Source organism: Pseudomonas sp. A-RE-19 (genome assembly GCF_019956555.1).
In the GTDB taxonomy this organism is placed as follows: Bacteria; Pseudomonadota; Gammaproteobacteria; order Pseudomonadales; family Pseudomonadaceae; genus Aquipseudomonas.
The window spans coordinates 36480-55656 of the sequence record NZ_JAHBDQ010000002.1 but is presented as its reverse complement, the minus strand read 5'-3'; the positions used below and the strand labels follow the sequence as shown (position 1 = coordinate 55656).

General features: G+C 49.3%; 13 protein-coding genes. 2 read left to right on the top strand and 11 right to left on the bottom strand.

The window, feature by feature from the left end:
- Window positions 1–18 precede the first annotated feature (18 nt).
- Together KGB14_RS01315 and KGB14_RS01310 are read left to right on the top strand one after the other, a co-directional pair.
- On the top strand, window positions 19–1374 hold the full coding sequence (locus KGB14_RS01315) for a hypothetical protein (RefSeq protein ID WP_223483752.1): 1356 nt from the start codon (window positions 19–21) through the stop codon (window positions 1372–1374).
- Window positions 1375–1506: 132 nt separating this feature from the next.
- Window positions 1507–3207, top strand: coding sequence for a hypothetical protein (locus KGB14_RS01310; protein WP_223483751.1), 1701 nt, complete (start codon window positions 1507–1509; stop codon window positions 3205–3207).
- A 502-nt stretch (window positions 3208–3709) separates the two neighbouring features.
- On the opposite strand, the gene KGB14_RS01305 is transcribed toward KGB14_RS01310, so the two are convergent.
- The 11 genes from KGB14_RS01305 to KGB14_RS01255 form a co-directional block, all read right to left on the bottom strand.
- Window positions 3710–5800: an acyltransferase family protein gene (locus KGB14_RS01305; RefSeq protein ID WP_223483750.1), complete on the bottom strand. Its 2091-nt coding sequence runs from the start codon at window positions 5798–5800 to the stop codon at window positions 3710–3712.
- A gap of 618 nt (window positions 5801–6418) precedes the next feature.
- Window positions 6419–7528: a glycosyltransferase family 4 protein gene (locus KGB14_RS01300; protein WP_223483749.1), complete on the bottom strand. Its 1110-nt coding sequence runs from the start codon at window positions 7526–7528 to the stop codon at window positions 6419–6421.
- On the bottom strand, window positions 7525–8154 hold the full coding sequence (locus KGB14_RS01295) for an acetyltransferase (protein WP_223483748.1): 630 nt from the start codon (window positions 8152–8154) through the stop codon (window positions 7525–7527). Before KGB14_RS01295 ends, KGB14_RS01300 begins: the two co-directional genes overlap by 4 nt.
- A complete protein-coding gene (locus KGB14_RS01290) occupies window positions 8151–9803 on the bottom strand; it encodes a glycosyltransferase (RefSeq protein WP_223483747.1) in 1653 nt (550 codons plus the stop codon). Before KGB14_RS01290 ends, KGB14_RS01295 begins: the two co-directional genes overlap by 4 nt.
- Complete coding sequence (locus KGB14_RS01285; RefSeq protein ID WP_223483746.1) at window positions 9794–12091, bottom strand: glycosyltransferase; 2298 nt, start codon at window positions 12089–12091, stop codon at window positions 9794–9796. Before KGB14_RS01285 ends, KGB14_RS01290 begins: the two co-directional genes overlap by 10 nt.
- On the bottom strand, window positions 12069–12839 hold the full coding sequence (locus KGB14_RS01280) for an ABC transporter ATP-binding protein (RefSeq protein ID WP_223483745.1): 771 nt from the start codon (window positions 12837–12839) through the stop codon (window positions 12069–12071). The genes KGB14_RS01285 and KGB14_RS01280 overlap by 23 nt, the downstream gene beginning before the upstream one ends.
- The gene (locus KGB14_RS01275; RefSeq protein ID WP_223483744.1) at window positions 12836–13618 is read right to left on the bottom strand and encodes an ABC transporter permease; all 783 of its coding nucleotides are present in this window, start codon (window positions 13616–13618) and stop codon (window positions 12836–12838) included. Before KGB14_RS01275 ends, KGB14_RS01280 begins: the two co-directional genes overlap by 4 nt.
- Window positions 13619–13719: 101 nt before the next feature.
- Complete coding sequence (locus KGB14_RS01270; RefSeq protein ID WP_223483743.1) at window positions 13720–14805, bottom strand: DegT/DnrJ/EryC1/StrS family aminotransferase; 1086 nt, start codon at window positions 14803–14805, stop codon at window positions 13720–13722.
- Between the two features lie 12 nt (window positions 14806–14817).
- The gene (gene gmd / locus KGB14_RS01265; protein ID WP_074874785.1) at window positions 14818–15912 is read right to left on the bottom strand and encodes a GDP-mannose 4,6-dehydratase; all 1095 of its coding nucleotides are present in this window, start codon (window positions 15910–15912) and stop codon (window positions 14818–14820) included.
- Window positions 15913–16012: 100 nt separating this feature from the next.
- Window positions 16013–17386 carry a phosphomannomutase gene (locus tag KGB14_RS01260; RefSeq protein WP_223483742.1) on the bottom strand — a complete coding sequence of 458 codons (1374 nt, stop codon included), beginning with the start codon at window positions 17384–17386 and terminating at the stop codon, window positions 16013–16015.
- Window positions 17387–17536: 150 nt separating this feature from the next.
- Complete coding sequence (locus KGB14_RS01255; protein WP_223483741.1) at window positions 17537–18979, bottom strand: mannose-1-phosphate guanylyltransferase/mannose-6-phosphate isomerase; 1443 nt, start codon at window positions 18977–18979, stop codon at window positions 17537–17539.
- Window positions 18980–19177 lie beyond the last annotated feature (198 nt).

Below are 19177 nucleotides of genomic sequence, written 5' to 3'. Positions count from 1 at the left end.
TAAAACAAAGGATCACCAATGGAAGTACTAGCAAAGCTAGAGAGCAAACCGAATATTTATTCGTTCTGCATAGTATTTTTAATATTACTGATTACCCACCAAACTCTTGGCATTAAAGAGTTTCCCTTTGACTCTAGTACTTATTGGACGCTGAGCACTCCCGCATCTGTAGCGAATTTCCCAGATATCGTTAGGGGTTACGTCTATGCCTACCTGCTATTTCCAATACATGCTTTAACTGATGCTATAAACGACTCAGGCCGTATTGTTTTCAGGGTCAGCACCTCTGCTATCTACGCCTACCTTTTGACAGGCCCTGTGGCAAATTTTTTCCTGCAGTGCTTCGGTGGCCGCCTTACCGTTTTACGCCGGATTTTATTTGCATTACTTACAATTGGCGTTTTTCCAGGACTGTTCCTGTATCCGCTTTCTGACATGCCCGCAGTATTAACCCTTATAATAGCGATTGCATTCGCGGAAAGGGCTAAAGGAAAGTACTGGTTAGCATTCCTGTTTTTTTCCGGCGCGGCAGCTAGCGCAGCTTACAATATCAGAACCATTTACATTTTTTCCTTAATCGCCTTGCTGTTTATCATTCCATTTGTATTCCTGCGTAGCAAACCATGGAGCGCTCGCAGACTTGGTATAATTTCGTTTATTTTGGGAGCTTTTATTGTAGCTTTGCCGCAAATGGCAATTAACAAACGCATCCATAACGTCGCGACCCCTTTAGTTTTCGCTACAGTACAAGGTAAATCCTTGATGGCGACACAATTGTATTGGGGAGTAACAATACAGCGTTATGAAACATATAATGGCGGCGACACTCCCGCACCTAGCCTGTACTATAAGGACTCCGCCGGAATTACCGTGCGCTCACTTTATGAGTCGCAATTCACCGACGATCCAACTATAGTCGGCTACATTTCATTGGTTGCCAAACACCCAGTACAGTTTATTGGAATCTACGGAAGGCACTTCATTAACGGTATTGATGTTCGTGACGGATTGGTTTACGCCACAAAACCATCAGCAAATAAAAGCATCGTCGCTTTCTTCTGCTTTAGTCTATTCTTTTTCGGCGCTTTGATTTTTTGTACAAGACCAAAACCTCGTTGGATGGAGATGGCTTATCTGGCCCCACTACTCATTCCTGTTCTGGCGATAATACCAGGTGCAGTTGAAACCCGATTCTTTATGCCTCTCTATCTGGTTTTGTTTGGATCCGTCGTTACACAGTTCGAATGGCCCGAATTTTCTAAACTGCTTAAAAGGCATTGTTTACCGATCCTTGCCTCTTATGCATTGCTCGCCGCTTCGTTCCTAGCTGTAACAACTGCTGCCATGGCTTGCGTATCATATACCCTACCCTAATCTTCCAAGCCAGTGGACTTCCGAAAATCTATCGACGGCCTAGCCACCATGAATCGGTAAAACCCTCTACTGAAAGCCCAACGGTGTCTGGTACCATGACGACCTTTTGCGCGCTCACAAGAGATTTCAGGGATGTCCGCACCGACTTCGAATAACGATGGTTGCCGCTCCGATATTGCGCTTCGCGCCGGAATGATTTTACTTGCGGTTGTCACATCCCTTTTGCTTTGCTATCGCATGACGATAGGCGTAGACCTCACGGACGAGTCCTACTACTTGTCTTTTTTGGATGGTTGGCTAAAGACCGGCTTTCGGCACAGCAACGCTCTGGGGCTACATCAGACCGCTGAATTGCTGGTCTTTCCTTTTGTCAAAGTCTTTGCCGCGGTGCTGCCAAACCAGGAGGGCTTAGCTCTTTTCAACAGATTTATATATCTGGTTGCGAGTCTTGTCTCAGGCTTTTGCTTTTTCCGCTTTGCTCGTACTCGCCAAACATTTCCGGTCGCAGTGCTTTGCGGCATCGCGGTGACGAGCTTCATCCCGTTCAGTCTTCCTTCTCCGTCGTACAACACCCTGGGTATGCTAGGCATGCTATGCGCGGTCGCAGCTTATGCATCCTTTGCAGAAACGCAGCAGCCTCGCTGGTTAATAACATCCGCAGCAGCGTGGATGGTGTCCGTGATCGCCTACCCCACGTTCGTGGTCGTTTTGGCAAGCTTTTTGATTGCCATTGCAGTCGTACCTGTGTTGCGGCCTAATTTTCGACGTTATGTTGTGTGGTGCCTTACATTTCAGATCGTCGGACTTGGCCTCTTATTGTCTGCGTACGGCGTGAACCGCTTTATGCAGATCATCGAGTTCACCAATTCATCACTTCAAGTTTCTACCGGGCTTGGAGGAAAATTATCGAAGGCAGCTACCTTACTTGGCGCGAGCAACATCTTCGTAACCTTGTGTCTGACATCAATCGCCATAGGTATCTTCGCGGGGAGAAGACCACATCGCGCGCTCCACGGGTGGATCACAGGTGCAGTCATTAGCGGAATTCTTGTAGCTGCCCGGCTCGCAGGTCCGTTCCTTTACGCTACATCGCATGATTACGTGTTCTTACTCGCGATCGCAGGGACTGCCTTCTTTCTTACTGAAGCGATCACGAAAGCTCGCAATGACCATGCAATGACTGCGTATTTTTTCGTAGGACTCTTCGCTGGCATTGTTACGTCGCTAACCGCCACAAATAGCATCGTTAACTTCGCTATTGGCGGGTTCATCTGTGTCTGCGTGTTTCTTCTCGCCATATTCCCGAAAAGAGAAGTTGAGCGTCATTCTCACATGGCGCTCCTCTGTGTCGTCGTCGCTCTTTTTTTCATGAGCAACTTCAACTTCATTTACGGGGAAGGTGTGAATCCGTTAGGTCCGGCACCTGCGACGCGAATCGAGAATGGGGTCTTTGCCGGTCTGCTTACTACCGAAGATAAAGCCCGGACTATTAGCCAGACCACTGAGTTTTTAGCAACAATTCCCGGCGATTCAGTCGCAGTGATCGGCCGATTTCCTAGCATCTATTTACTCACTCGAATGCGGCCCAAAACGCTGTCAACGTGGGATTTCAGTCAACAAAACGGGGCCACTCCCAAGATCGACAGTGCAATCTCTAGATTTTATGGACTCGACGCCAATTTGCCGTCAGTGGTATTGAACGTCACCGATCCCTGGACGGTTGCTCCGTCAGAGTCCGGCAAGCAGTTGCAGGCGCGTTATGTACAGAATTCCCACATTGATACTGGTCAATGGAAAATCGACGTACTTGTTCGGCCGTCTCTCATAAAATGACTCGGCGCGACGGGCTCCACAGCCGTTCGAAACCGCCTCGTGACACGGCGGCGATTGAGTGCGACAGTACCATTTACGAGCACCGCTTCCCCGCTTCGCCTGGAGTGATGGGTACCTCTACAGTTATTCGTGCATCCATTCCAACATGAGCAACCAGTTAGAAGCGGCTCCGTGCCGGTAGATATCGATCGACTGGAGCGGGTAATGCGATGCACCCGGCCAATCGGGCCCTGGCGCCTGACGAGGTTGTTGCTCTTGTTGCTCTCCCATCAATACATCAATCCAGAGCAGCTTCGTAGGTTGGAAGCGGATGGCGAGATATTTCTGCTGGGAAGGTTGTTGGAGCAGCAGGGCGTCAAGCGCCCTACGCATGGGACCTTGCTTAGGGATTACGAAGCCTTGCTGCCCTAGAACCGCGGAAAAAATGGCAACACGAGAAAAACTTCGTAATCTCACTTTCCATCAGCCTCAAGTACGTACAGCAATTGAGACCTTCATTTACCTAGCGGTCGTTTATACCTAGCTCAGGTGCAATTGCCTTCATTGCGAAATTTGCACCATGAGGAGTGAAATGAACAATATCTAAATAGAACGCCTCACCACTGGATGCAGACTCTCTCATGAGACAACCGTCTTCGTTGCACATCTTTTCAGCAACAGATATATAAAGCGCACCCGACTGTTGAGCCATAGATCGCAGATTTTGCTCCGCAATCTCTGTTCGGCTATCAAGCCCCTCCTGTACTTGACCGCCATGGCCCCTTCCATATTTGGCGTAATCCAATCGCTCCGAAGGAACCCGATGTAGAGGATCACTACTCCACAAATTGAAGGCTATGCGAGACGGCGTATCTTTCCATGCAGGGGACGGCCCCAGGATTATCACTCTGCGCACTCCCGTGCTCTGTATTTGTTTGATCGTAGAAGGCAGAAGCTCCTTGTTATACTCCCCCCACATCCCGGCTAGAATCACTGTATCGGGCACCAGTTCCCGAACTTTTTCGAGGGTCCACTGATTATTGCGGCTGCATGCCAAATTATCTCCCTCATAACCAATCATTGGGGGGCAGGCCGAGGAAGTAAATTGTGCGAGCCGGAATTGTCCGCTGCGATCTGCAAGACCACGCAGGCCCGAATAAATGGCAGCTGCCCCTGAGTCCCCCCACAACACCCACAACGGTGCAGTCCCTTTATCTATGCACTCTGGGGCGTACTGCGATGCATCCTGCCCCATATCCATAAAACAAACTCGATTACGCAACGCTGCGCGATAGCCATCGAGATTGTACTCAGTTGCCCGTTGAATAATTTCGGGATAACGGGATGCGAAACCACCTGACTTTAATATGCCCCCTGATATGACGGCTGCCACGCACATGGAAACGCATAGAACGGAGACTTTGAATCGTGTACGCAAGCCTGAACGAAATGGCCTTTCAATATAAAGATAGGTGAGGGTCGCCAGCACAGCACTCGCAACCAATACCCCCAAGCGGGCAGACCAAGGTAAACCTTCCGGGTAGGAGCTTCTTGCAAACGTCAACAACGGCCAATGCCAGAGATAAAGAGGAAAGCTGATCAACCCTACCGCAATCATCGGACGGCTACTGAGCAACACTCTGTTGACCCATGCACTTGATCCTGCGGCTATTAGCAGGATGGTACCCACGGTCGGCAACAGAGCCCACTTGCCAGGAAATGGAAGCGTGTCTTTAATCCGAAACATTGCATAAACAATGAACAGTAAGCCAATAATTGAAACAGCTGAGCGCACCTTTGCTGAGCCGAAAGTCGACGTAATAACCGCGAAGTACCTGTTGTGTGAAATAACTTTGGTACCGGAGTCGGACGTAAGGCATGCCAACGCAGCTCCGATGATCAGCTCCCAACCGCGAGAGAGCGGAGAGTAAAAGGTCGCGGTTGGGTTCTCATGAATCCCAACCATATTCATCGCAAAGGATGCCAAACCAATAAGCACTACAACCGGTAGGAGGGGGATCCGCAAACGCCATCCAGCCCACAACAATAGTGGCCAGACAACATAAAATTGCTCTTCAATTCCTAATGACCAGAGATGTAATAGAGGCTTCAACTCTGATGCTTTGTCGAAATATCCTGCCTCGCTCCACAATACAAAATTGGACACAAAGCTGGCCCCCCCCAAAACATGCTTTGCCAGAAGGGCCAAGTCATCAGCCAGCATCGTATTCCAGCCGAATACCAAGCAACTGGCTAATACGGTCACAAGAGCAGGAAGTATTCGACGTATGCGACGAGAATAAAAGTCAGCGATGGTGAAAGTATCCTGATACAACGTAGTCAGAATAACCTTGGATATGAGGTAACCAGAAATAACAAAGAAAATATCAACGCCTACAAAACCGCCGCGCAGCACCGCCGGGAATGCATGAAAAATTAAAACAGCCAGAACAGCAATAGCACGAAGACCATCGATATCAGGTCTGTACCCAATATGTCTTATTGAACCACTGGTGATTTTTGAAGGAGATATTGCGGTTTGAGCTTCACTAATGGTCATCGTTTTTTTCACCAAAGCACGATCTTGTTCGATTTTAAGTTGGGCCAACTTCATACTTTAAGTTCGGGCACCGTATAAGGCTCGGCGACGGCTGATCTCGCTCAAAACCATTGGAATAATATCATATGACGGCCTGGCTGCTCTGGTCGAACTGAATATAAAGCTAGCGGTATTCGACTCGACGCTTTTTGTTTTTCTAGATCGCCCCATAATCTAATGGAAGCTCTCTACTGAGAGCGCAAGGGCGTCTGGTAGCATAGCGTAATCATGCGATGTAGCGTTAAGGCAATGATCGGACGATTTCCTAGCATCTATTTACTCACTCGAATGCGGCCCAAAACGCTGTCAACGTGGGATTTCAGTGAACAAAACAGGGCCACTCCCAAGATCGACAGTGCAATCTCTAGATTTTATGGACTCGACGCCAATTTGCCGTCAGTGGTATTGAACGTCACCGATCCCTGGACGGTTGCTCCGTCAGAGCCCGGCAAGCAGTTGCAGACGCGTTATGTACAGACTTCCCACATCGATACTGGTCATTGGAAAATCGACGTACCTGTTCGGCCGCCTCCATGAAATGAGACTCGTGGCAATGGGATTCGGCAGCCATTCGAAACCGCCTCGTGGCGCCATAGCGATAATCGAGCGTGACAATATGAATGAGTGCCTTAATCACTTCAAAAGTGAATGATAAATTTCGCTGTACGACTTAACCATATCATCCGCCTTGAAATACTCCTCATAACGCTTCAGAGCATTCTCCCCCATTTTGGCAGCCCCCAATGGATCATCCCATAACTTCATCATAGCCCTTGCGAGAGACGCACTGTTGCCTGGGAGTGCCACACAGCCCGTTTCACCTTCGATATTGATGTACGTTGTACCCGTTCCAATTTCGCAGGAAATGAGTGGTTTTCCATACATCGCTCCTTCCAGTAGAGAAATCCCGAAGGCTTCAGATCTGAGGTGAGAGGGAAATACCAAAGCGAAACACAGGGTCATCAGTGCGGCCTTGTCACTGTCGGGCAAGGCACCGACAAAAAAGACATTATCCAGGCCCGCGTCTTTAGCCTTCTGTTTCAACGCCATTTCCATGGGGCCTTTGCCCATGATCACGATAGGCAGCTTTGTCTGCTGAGCCGCTTCCAGAAGAAAATCGAGGCCTTTGTAATAGCGAAGCGCCCCAACAAACAGGAAAAAACGCTCACCCACTACCTCACGCCAATGCGCCAATGATGTATCAGTCACCTCGGGGTATGTATTGCGATCTATTCCGATGGGGATGACTTTAACCTTATCTACATACTTGCCCAGTGTTTCGCTGCTTGCGACATAGTTAGGTGAGGAAGCAACGATCACATCCACATTTCGAAGAAATGCGTGCAAGAGCGGATTATAAAGCCGGAGCAATGACTGCTGTTTCACTATGTCCGAGTGATACGTAATAACGGTTGGCTTCTTGATTCTGGTTAGAAAATGCACAATATCCATAAACGGCCACGGGAAATGGTAATGGATAATATCGGCTTGCTTTGCGAGTTCGAAGAAGTCCTTGATCGCTCCGATTGAAAAGCCAGTAGAAGCGATCTGAAAATTCTCATATGACCGATGGGTAATATGGTGCCCGAGCCTTTCGTCACGCATTGCGCCACGGGGACTCAGGTAAAGGACTTCAGACTCGATACCGTGCTGTATCCCCCCCTCAGCGAGCTGAAAGATAACCTGTTCTACACCACCCATAGTGTCTGGGTAGTAAGTCTTGAAAAAATGCAGGATTTTCAATGCTTACGCCCCAAAACCTTCGCGGGAACTCCCACATAGGTACCCGTCTCTTCCAGATTGCGATGAGCACACGCACCGGCGCCCAGCATGACATCGTCTGTGACCTGCAGCCCGTCGATCACCGTTGAGCCAGCCCCCAGGAAGCAGCGATTACCAATACGGCTCCGGCCAGCAACTACAGCGCCGACGGAAATGTGGTTGTAGTCACCCACCATACACTCATGCTCTACAATTGCGCCGGTATTGATGATACAACCGCGTCCGATGGATGCCATCGGCCCAACATGTGCATGATGAGCAATAAAGGTCCCTTCACCGATTTGGGCTCCGACGCCTATGGTGGCACTGGGTGAGATGAGTGTCGCTAAACGCCATCCCTGCTGAATGACCCATTCGCACTGCTCTATTCTCTTTTTATTGTCACCAGCTGCGGGAATGACTAACCAGTCCTCGGACAGCTCAAAGTCCACGGACGCTTTCACTGGAAACGAACAAAACGATTCATCTGGTTTAGCGTTAGCGTCGATAAAACACAACTGCGTTATCCCCGATGCAAGTGCGACGTCAGCCACACTCCGGGCATGACCACCAAACCCCAAAATGAGCAACCCCGTGTCTGGACTCATCGCTGGACCTCCGAAGGGCTACCGTCGCCCGCAGAAATGGCTTCAAGAACAGTGATATGCTCATTCACCACATCTGTCCAAGTACGCTTAATCAGGCGCTGATAGATATTTTTCTGCAGAGTAAGAAGTTTTTCTCGGTGAGAAAGAGCCCATTCAATACGGAGCGCCATATCTTCCCAATCAAACGGGTCAAAAAAGGTCGTATCTTGCAGTTCCGGATGATCAAGTATTTCCTCAGTAACGGCGATTCGAGCCATGACTACAGGAGTGTCTACGGACAGAGCCTCGGTGAAGGTAAATGGGCAGCCCCCTTCGCTCAGACTAGGGTTTACTGCCAGATCTGCTAACTTGTAACAAGCTGCAAGCTCCTGCACCGTCAAACCGTGCAAGCATAAAACATCATTCTCCAAACCGTGTTCGGCAATAAATTTTTTGACCGTTGGATAACGCTCGGGATCACCGGTTAAAATCAGCTTGTGGCTGATATATTTCTTTCTTAAAAGAATTTCGTACGCTCGCAACAACATCAACAAGTTTTTGTTCGGCCTAAACTGGCTTGCATAAAATATAAACTTGAACGAGGCATTTGCGAAACCCACCGTATAGTTCTTATTAGAGGACTTACGCATCGCACTGGCGAGAAGTGTTTGTGAATAATGGAGCGAGGTGGCTTCCAGATCCGCAAACCCTCGAGTTGTCACCCATTGGTTTAACATATTCGGCGCATGATGAATCACCGATACATTAGAAGCGCGTATTGAATACTGATCGACCAATGTTTCCCACTTGATCGCATTACTATAGGTGACGTAATGCTGCCCCGTCTGGATCGATCTGCGGACATCCTCATAGGTCTGCAAAAAGCGTTCGCCTCCCACATTTGAGAACCCTACAGGGAAATCCGATAGAACTACATCCGGCACACACATCAGGCGAGGACGATCTATTTTGTTGAAGGCTGGCCAAAAAGCCGTAGGACTGTACCAGGCTTTTACATCAGCCAGATTATCAATCAAGTGAAGCATCCGCTCTGACTCAATTCGCTCCATACGCTTATAAAGTCGGAATATGAAGGCGTCGTCTTTCGGTTCCCCAGCAGCCCGTTGGACGCGAGATAAATAACGCCGAGCAGGTCGCGTCAGTCGTTTAAAAACAAACTTGAATTTTATGAAAGAAAGAGCGATCAACGCCAAAATAACGATTGGACTAAACAGAATCAGAAGGCTGGCAAGAAGAACACCTTCCATAAACAGCAACGTCAGCCCAGCATAAGAATTGGTCGTCACCAATTGTTGCTCAACGTGATCAATGGCAGCTCTTTTAATCGCTGAGAGACCATTGGAAATCCTTTTGAATATTCCTGGCTTTCGTTTTCGTTTCTTTCTAGCGATATAGGCTTCGTAGACGCGCAAGACCATCGGTTTTTTTGAGGGTGAAACTAATTCGAAGCGCTCTTTAGAAACACCTTCGCTGCGAAATAAATCTTCAAGCCCTTCTTTAGACCAACTTGGACAGACCAGTACAAAGCGCACATCTTCTCGGTCCCCTGCCCCCTTCAGAAAGGCAGCCAGATATCTACCCAATCCTTCATGACGAAGATCCAAGCCCGGCGCGTATGCCAGGTAGATACCGTATTTTTTTATAGACACTCTCGTATGACTCCCCAATATTGTGCCGCCAACTTCTCAACACCTTGTTCTGCCAAAACCTCAGGCGATGGAAGCAGGGCCTTCTTGGACAAGTAAGTCAATTCCATCTCTTTTAGCTTATGCGCCATCTCTTTATAGTCGGCGGCATTCATCCACGATAACTGCAGTGAAAACTGGTCGTCCATTTCTCGCATAGCTGGATAATTACTGCTCAGAGCCGGCACACCTAAACTAGCGGCTTCAACAACACTGAAGGAGCCGTTGTCGATCTTGCCTGCATGCCAAAGAAACTTCGCATTTGCCAAAGCACAGGTGTATTCAAAGTCAGGGAGTTCACCCAGCCATTTAACTTTTTCCTGCAGCGTACTGCTTGACTTAACAAGAGCAGACAGGGATTTAAGGTGAGGGGCATCATGGTCTAGCAGGTTTTCGGTATTCACACCCGTCACATGACAGGAAAACTGGCCATCCAGAGATTCATAGTAAAATTTCAGCGCTTTTAATGCATTCTCATGATTTTTGTGAGCGCCAGCATTAGTTGTCCATAAAAAATAGGCCTGGTCAGGTGCCGATAATATTCCAGTCTCAACTCTTGAGAACTCGGGAGCAAGCATAGGAACCTTAGCTACTCGGTTTACTTCTACGCCGGCATATTGAATGGCGTCCTGCTTCGTAAACTCAGTCGTGACAAGAATTTTCTGCGCTCTACGCACGGCACTAATAAAATTCTGATCTCCGCTTTTCGAAAGTACCTTTTCATACCGTTGAAGGTAATCATAGACCATGAATATGCAGGGGCGCAGAGGCAATAATGGTGCCTGTACCCGATCAGAAACTACAATCCATGCATCGCAGTCCAAAAGCTGTTTGATACCATCATCCGGGACTATATATTTTCCAGAATCCGGCTCCCAGCCCTCGTGACCTGCATAGCGCATTGCCCTACGTGCCGTCTGTGCGTCAAGGGTTTTCCACCGAAATGTGCGCTGCAGAATTCGCTCATCCTTCTCGGGGGAGTCTTCTGATTGATCGTCAGCAGACTTCAAATGCAAGAGGACTACGTCAACATCTTCTCCCCATTGCCTGCTCCCTTCATGCAAAGCCTCCGCTAATAGCTTGGCCCCCCGAAGGCTGCCCCCTCGATACTCGACGGGGACCACCACAGCAATTTTCTTTCGTTTGGCTGGCCGCTGGCTTTGTTCCAATCGGCTGACTTCCAACTCTTGCAGGATTTCCTTGAAACTACTTTTCCAGGCGGCTTCGCAGTTTTCTGCTCGCATGGGTTCCAACAGGACTGCCTGACTGCTGCGGACTTGTGCAATGAATTTCGTATCGTCATTCAAGATGCGACGAATTTTCTCTCGCGCTTCTTTGATAGACCCGCATCGGCCAGGAAGGGTCGTCCCACCCATGCGGTCGAGGATGCCACCCCCCATGAAGATCAACGGCATGCCGACGCGAATGGCTTCGAAGGGATGATAATGAATGTGATTAGGTTCGCTTGAATGATAAAACATCACTCGCGACTCTCTCATATTGCTTTCATGTTCTTCGTTCGTAACAAACCCCAATACATTTGGATCATCTACCTCTATCGGCTGAGATCCACCGATTTTGTATGGCAACCCTTGCATATCCGAAACAAAATCTTCATATACTTTTTTATAGTAACTACTAAAACCAATATCTGGACAGACGAAAAAAATATGTTTACGGCTGCCGTTCCAGATGTCATTGATCGTGCAATTACTCAGGCCCAACGGCAAGAATGCCTTTCGCTTCTGCAGGTACATGGATTCAGAGTCGGCAAGATGCTCGTACGCGATACCCAACCAAAGGCGTCGTCCAAGTTTCTTTACTGACTGCGTACCTAACGTCAAGACCTTCACGACTTCGGAGTAGCTTAGTGTTTTATCCAGCCCGTAAGCGCGCCAAATAGCCGCGCCGGTGAATGATCGTGAAACTTCATTCATGAAGCCTTTCGAGTGACAGATAAAAAAACAAACATCGAAATATTTATTGGCTATGTCCCAAGCTTCTTTCGACGGTGACACAAACCAGTTTTGCTGATTTAACACCTCTAGATCTTCAGCCGGAATAGTAAGATTCGCATCCTCCGAACAATCTATGCTTGCCGAACGAAAACCGATTTCCTGTGGAAATGACTTTGGTAGAAAAAATTCTTTAACACCCAAGGTCTTGAGCATTTGAAGCTCGAATTTACGAGCCGCGCCATGGTTCAGCAGCCACATCACACGAAACGGTTTAGTTTGCATCAGCAAGTCCATTTATCTTCTTGTATTCAGCTATCGCGTCCGTTATCTCACCGTCGAACAATAACTCGCCATGGTGAAATACCAAGCCCCGCGTGCATATAGATTGCAATGCTCCAAAATCATGAGAGGCCAGAACAAGTATTTCGGCCTTTTCGATCAGACTGGTAATGCGCAATTTAGCCTTTGCCATAAAATTGGCATCGCCCGCACCAATAACCTCATCCAGCAACAAAATATCACCACCAACGGTGGTTGAAATAGCAAAAGCGAGTCGTACTTGCATACCCGCAGAGTACGTTTTAATCGGATAATCAATAAACTCGCCCAGATCGGCAAACGCTACAATTTCATCGATCTTCTCTCGCATGAACTTGGGAGACAGACCAAGCAGCAGACCACGATAAAGAATATTCTCGCGTCCCGTCGCGTCTGGCTCGAAGCCCAAACTCAAGTCAAACAAGGAGCGAACCTGGCCTTGTACCACCAACTCACCGCTGGAAATTGGATAAAGGCCGGCAACAGTCTTGAGGAATGTACTCTTGCCCGCGCCATTGTGACCCAGAAGCCCCACACGTTCACCGCTGACAATTTGAACATTTATGTTCTTGAGCGCGTGAATATCAGCCACATGATTACTGGCATCTTTTTTTGAGAAGATGTTAGCCATCAATGATTTTAATGAACGTTCTTTATAAGCCGCGGCCGCGTAATGAAGATTTACGTTCTTTACACTGATCTGATTGATCTTATTCATTCTCATAGGTAAAAAATCACCTTACGCTCTGCTTTGTAACCCACATACATCGCGATTAGCCCAAAGACCAAGGCAGTGCCTAAACTGAAAGCGTAGTTTGCGAGCGTTGGCCATTCCCCATGCAGTAGTGGCGCTCTAAACAACTGTAGAATGTGATAAATCGGATTGTAATCAACCAGTGCGTGCAACCCACCGTTTTGAAACATTTTCGCTTCAAAGTAAACTGGAGATACAAACCACAATGACTGCATCACAAGCCCCAGCGCGTGGGGTACATCTCGAAAACGGGTACTGATATAAGATAGAAGTGTCGATACAGGCCAGGCTATCAACGCGACGACGGGGAATATCGTTAGCGTTGCCAACCAACTCCATCCAAAATTCTGAGGCATCATGATCGCCACCCATAGATAGAGTGAAACGCTGGCCAGCATGAGCACGATTGAACTACCGAGCACCGTTCGCAAGGTATAAATGGCGAGGGGATGATTACATTGTTTAATGTAGGCATCCGCCTGAACGAAAGACAATGAGCCACCGATTGTATTAGCGGAGATGAACTCCCACACGACTATCCCTGAGAGAACATAAGGGGCGTAGGTTAATACATCCGTATTGAACAGCTTGCTAAAAACCAGCGTCAGGAGCACGGTCATACCCAATGGCTGGATAATTGACCACGTTACGCCAAAAAAAGATCTCCGCCAGCGGGAGCGCAAATCAGCTAGAGCAAGATGCACCCAAAAGTATCGAGCAGCCCAAACGCGAGAAAAATACGAAAACATTACTTCCCCTGAATAATTAAATTCGAAAGCCTGGACATTATTCGTCCTCTTTGAATTTTATGAGAATTGAGGCCGTCGCCAGCCTCAATCCCAACGCAACATCAGCTGACAAAGTAAGATCGAATTTCTTCTACTACTTGCTGCACCTGTTCACGGCTCAGGGTCGGATAACTCGGAAGGTTCATCCCTCGCGAGCTAAGGTCCTGCGCTACCGGAAAGGTTTCATCCGTCTTGCAATGCGGCATGTTATGAGCAGGAGCGAACAGAGGGCGTGTCTCAATGCCCTTGTTCTTCAAATGATCACGCAATGCCTGACGCTGACTAGGATCATCCAACAGCACAGAGCACATCCAGTAGGAATGACGTGTACCTGGTTGCTCTGCATGCATCTGCAGCGGAAGCCCTTCGAGCGCTTCGCGATACCAGTCCGCAACCTGACGTTTAAGCGCGATGATCTCGTCTGCACGTTCCAACTGGGCAAGTCCAATGGCTGCGCAGATGTTGGTCATCCGATAGTTGAACGCCAACTCGTCATGCCAATACTCGCGGGTCTTGGATACGCCCTGGCTTTTAAGGTGACAGGCTTTCTCGTGGACGTCCTTGTTTTTGGAAACGACCATTCCCCCCTCACCGGTGGTAATGGTCTTGTTACCAAAAAAGCTGAACGTGGCGACATCGCCAAAAGTCCCTACATGCTGGCCTTTATACAGAGAGCCGAAAGCTTCTGCACAGTCTTCGATCAGCAGCAAATTATGCTCTTTACACAGAGCAACGACCTCATCCATGTCACACGCCAGACCGTACAAGTGCACGACCATGACGGCTTTGGTTTTAGACGTTATACGGCTTCGGATGTCTGGAACGCTGACGTTCCAGGTATCCGCCAGGGATTCAGCGTAAACAACGCTGGCCCCGGTTTGCATGATGGTGTTGACCGACGCCACGTAAGTAAGCGTTGGAACAATCACCTCATCGCCAGGCCCAAGTCCCAAAGCGGCCATTGCCAAGTGCAGGGCAACGGTGCCATTGCTCACCGTGGTCGCATGTTCGGCACCGATGTATTGGGCAAACTCGCTCTCAAAGCGGGAAATAAATTCTCCGCGAGAGGAAATCCAGGTCGAATCAAGACACTGGTTTACATATTCCTTTTCGCGTCCGCCCAGAAAGGGCTGATATACCGGTATCATCACAGCCCCCTTTTATTCCTGACCCTTGAAGTATTTAAAGCCATGTTCAGCGACCAGTTTGTCACGCTTGGCTTCATTCATGTCTTCACGCATCATTTCTTCTACCAACTCATTGAAGGAGGTAGTTGGTACCCAGCCTAACTTGGCTTTGGCTTTGCTTGGGTCACCCAACAGCGTCTCAACTTCGGCTGGACGGAAATAACGCGGATCGACGGCAACGATACATTTGTTGGTTGCGACGTCGTAACCTTTCTCGTCTACACCCGTACCCTCCCAACGAATCTTGATATCGATTTCCTTCGCTGCAACCTCAACAAACTCCCGAACCGAATGCTGCTCACCGGTCGCGATCACAAAGTCTTCCGGAGTTTCTTGTTGCAGCATAAGCCATTGCATTTCCACATAATCACGAGCATGACCCCAGTCACGCAGGGCGTCCATATTCCCGAGGTACAGGCAATCTTGCAGATCGACCTTGATACGTGCCAAGGCGCGAGTGATCTTGCGGGTTACGAAGGTTTCACCGCGGATGGGCGATTCGTGGTTAAAGAGAATACCGTTGCAGGCATACATGCCATATGACTCACGGTAGTTCACAGTGATCCAGTAGGCGTACATCTTGGCGACGGCATAAGGGGAACGCGGATAGAACGGCGTGGTTTCTTTCTGTGGAATTTCCTGAACCAGACCGTACAGCTCGGATGTGGATGCCTGATAGAACTTGGTCTTTTTCTCAAGACCAGCAATGCGGATTGCTTCAAGGATGCGCAATGTACCCATGGCATCAGTATCGGCAGTATATTCTGGCGATTCGAAGGAAACCGCAACGTGGCTTTGCGCCCCGAGGTTGTAGACTTCATCTGGTTGTACTTCTTGCACGATACGAATCAGGCTACTTGAATCGGTCAGGTCGCCGTAGTGCAGCTTGAGATCATAGCCTTGGTTGTGCGGGTCGTGGTAGAGATGGTCAATACGCTGAGTATTGAACAGGGAGCTACGGCGCTTGATGCCGTGTACCGAATAACCTTTTTTAAGCAGGAACTCAGCAAGGTAAGCACCATCCTGACCAGTAATACCCGTAATCAACGCTACTTTCTTGTCGCTCATTTTCTCACCAATTTAATTAATCAATCGAACAGTAATTCTCTACCAGAGAGACAACTTATTGCTGCCCCTCACCTTCCTTGTGGAAGTGAGAACCGTTTTGTCATTCCAGATATCTACTGTTCAGCAGTCCCTCAATTTCTTTGACTTTCAACGCCACCAGCGCTGGATCCCCTCTGCTTTCCACATTCAACCTCAACAGAGGTTCTGTGTTCGAACCTCGGAGATTAAATCGCCAGTAGGGAAACTCCAGACCAACGCCATCGGTTTGATCAAGGTGAGGCCCTTGAGGTAGATAATGTGCCAGGACCTCCTCCAGCGCCGCAGATACATCATTCACTCGATAGTTGATTTCACCGCTGCATGGATAGGCGGCAACGCGCTCATCAACAAGCTGGGCCAAGTTTTTTCCCGACGCTGACATCAATGCGGTCACCAGCAGCCAAGGGATCATACCGCTGTCACAATAGGCGAAATCCCGGAAGTAATGGTGAGCGCTCATCTCACCGCCGTAGATCGCATCCTCCAGACGCATGCGCTCTTTTATGAAAGCGTGGCCGGTCTTGCATTGTACTGAAACACCACCCGCCAATTGAACTTGATCGATCGTGTTCCAGGTCAACCTCGGGTCATGGATGATCCTGGAGCCGGGGTTTTTCTTGAGCAGCATTTCTGCCAGCAGGCCAACCAGGTAATAGCCCTCGATGAAGCGGCCTTCCTGGTCGAAAAAGAAGCAACGATCGAAGTCACCATCCCACGCAATCCCCAAATCGCAGCCGTTTGCCAACAACGCTTGGCGTGTCAGCGTGCGGTTCTCTGGAAGAAGCGGATTGGGTACACCGTTGGGGAAATGGCCATCAGGCTCGGCGTTAATGATCACCCATTCGAATGGCAACTTTTTGACCAACTCCTGCAACACGGGGCCGGCAGCGCCATTGCCCGGATCAGCAAGTATTTTTAACGGGTTGAGATCCGCCACATTGACGTAACTCAGAAGATGTTCGATGTAAGTCGTCTTATCCAGTTCGAATCGCACTTCGCCGGGGCTTTCAGCCAAGGCTCCCAAATCACCACTTTCCACACGGTCGCGTATGGCATTGAGTCCTGTGTCGCCGCTGATCGGTCGAGATTCAGACTTTACAAGCTTCATCCCGTTATAACCCTTGGGATTGTGGCTGGCAGTGATCATCACTCCGCCGTCCGCCTTGAATGCGCTGGTTGCAAAGTAGACTTCTTCGGTTCCGCATAAACCGATATCAATGACATTTGCGCCCGCCTCCAGCAATCCACGCGTCATCGCCTCTGCCAGCATCGGGCTTTCGAGCCGCATATCACGCCCCAGCACAATGCTTTTGCCTTGCAATTCGGTAACCATGGCCCGGCCGATCCGGTAAGCCACATCTGCATTGAGATCGGATGGCACCTGACCACGAATGTCATAGGCTTTGAAACACTGGGTATTGATCGGGGTATTCATACCGCTCTCTTGCTGAGGTATGTGGAGGCGAGGCCGATTTAACGGCGTCGTACGCTCGCCACGATGGAAATGAATCAGGACCAGGCCGAATGCAAAAAAGCCCGGCCGGTGGAAACCTCACCGACCTGACTTAGCAATGCCAAAGTACTGTTAATTATCGACGCGGCCGTAATTATCTTCGAAACGAACGATATCGTCCTCGCCAAGATAGTCGCCACTTTGCACTTCAATCATCACAAGGTCTATGACGCCCGGGTTCATCAAACGGTGCTGATGACCAGCACGAATAAAGGTGGACTCATTGGTGTTCAACATCAACTCCTGCTGGTCGTTGATAACCTTAGCCATCCCGCTGACGACGATCCAGTGTTCGCTTCTGTGATGGTGCATCTGCAAGGACAACGAAGCCTTGGGCTTCACCACAATGCGTTTGATCTTGAAGCGTTCGCCGTTTTCCAGGGTTGTGTAAGTCCCCCAAGGACGATGAACGGTACGATGAAGCAAATGCACCGTGTGGCTGGCCGCCTTGAGCTGATTGACGATATGTTTTACGTCTTGGGCGTGATCTTTGTGGGCGATCATCACCGCGTCCGGTGTATCGATGACCAGCAAGTCCTCAACCCCCACCAGCGCAGTCAGTCGATCCTCACTGTTAACGTAGTTGTTACGGGAGTTGTGGGACAACACCTCGCCCTCAAAACGGTTGCCGTTTTCATCAGGCTCGGTCAGCTCACTGACGGCGTTCCAGGAACCGATGTCACTCCAACCGATATCACAAGGGATAGTCGCTACTTTGGAGGAGCGCTCCATCAACGCGTAATCGATGGAGATGTCCGGAACCTCTGCGAATGCATCAGGGTCGAGTGCCAGGCAACGATATTTGTCAGAGGTAGTGAGGCGCGAACTTTCAATGGTTTTGCTGACAGCTTCGACTACGTCCGGGGCATGCTGGCGAAGTTCTTCCAGCACAGTGCCTACCCGGAAGCAGAACATCCCGGAATTCCAATAGTAGTTACCTGCACTGACGTAGCCTTCAGCGGTTTCAAGATTGGGCTTTTCGACGAAGCGCGCAACCTTCAGGCCACCCTTCAGGGGTGCATCTTTCTGCGCTTCGATGTACCCGAACCCCGTTTCAGGATAGGTCGGCTGAATACCAAAGGTTACCAGCCAGCCTTCAGTGGCAAGCGCTACCGCATCGGCTACTGCCGCAGCAAATGCTGTCTCGTCTTTTATCAGGTGGTCTGCCGCCAGCACCAGCATTTGGGCGTCGGGACCATGTGTGGCTTCCAGCTGAAGCGCAGCGGCGGCAACGGCGGCAGCCGTATTACGTCCGAAAGGCTCAAGGATGAAACCTTGCGAATGTTTGAGCGTGTTGACTGCGCCGTACTCGTCTTCGGTCTTGAACAGGAGTTCCCGGTTGGTCACCGTAAGAACCTCCACAACACCTTCCAGACGCGAAGCACGAAGGAAAGTTTTCTGGATTAGATTCTGGCCATCTGGCAGATCCATGAACGGCTTTGGATGGGCCTCTCGAGAAACGGGCCACAACCGGCTACCCACTCCGCCAGACAAAATTACGGGAATCAGTTCCATACTCTAAATCCTTAATCCCCATCTGGCAGACGTAACCAGAAAGCGGGGCTCAGTTATAATCCAGTCGTTCCTGCATCGTAATCAATGCAAAATATTGCTTGAAGCGAACGACAGGTGAAAGCTTAACTTCAATCCAACACCTATCGGCTCACCTGACCCGCTCAATCACTTTTCACACATCCACATCTGCTCTCTTAT

Excerpts from the sequence above, each read along its gene's own strand:
- KGB14_RS01315 (WP_223483752.1), top strand. The coding sequence starts at position 19 with ATGGAAGTACTAGCAAAGCTAGAGAGCAAACCGAATATTTATTCGTTC.
- KGB14_RS01285 (WP_223483746.1), bottom strand. The coding sequence starts at position 12,091 with ATGGACTTGCTGATGCAAACTAAACCGTTTCGTGTGATGTGGCTGCTG.
- KGB14_RS01275 (WP_223483744.1), bottom strand. The coding sequence starts at position 13,618 with ATGTTTTCGTATTTTTCTCGCGTTTGGGCTGCTCGATACTTTTGGGTG.
- KGB14_RS01305 (WP_223483750.1), bottom strand. The coding sequence starts at position 5,800 with ATGAAGTTGGCCCAACTTAAAATCGAACAAGATCGTGCTTTGGTGAAA.
- KGB14_RS01295 (WP_223483748.1), bottom strand. The coding sequence starts at position 8,154 with ATGAGTCCAGACACGGGGTTGCTCATTTTGGGGTTTGGTGGTCATGCC.
- KGB14_RS01260 (WP_223483742.1), bottom strand. The coding sequence starts at position 17,386 with ATGAATACCCCGATCAATACCCAGTGTTTCAAAGCCTATGACATTCGT.
- KGB14_RS01255 (WP_223483741.1), bottom strand. The coding sequence starts at position 18,979 with ATGGAACTGATTCCCGTAATTTTGTCTGGCGGAGTGGGTAGCCGGTTG.
- KGB14_RS01310 (WP_223483751.1), top strand. The coding sequence starts at position 1,507 with ATGTCCGCACCGACTTCGAATAACGATGGTTGCCGCTCCGATATTGCG.
- KGB14_RS01270 (WP_223483743.1), bottom strand. The coding sequence starts at position 14,805 with ATGATACCGGTATATCAGCCCTTTCTGGGCGGACGCGAAAAGGAATAT.
- gmd (WP_074874785.1), bottom strand. The coding sequence starts at position 15,912 with ATGAGCGACAAGAAAGTAGCGTTGATTACGGGTATTACTGGTCAGGAT.
- KGB14_RS01280 (WP_223483745.1), bottom strand. The coding sequence starts at position 12,839 with ATGAGAATGAATAAGATCAATCAGATCAGTGTAAAGAACGTAAATCTT.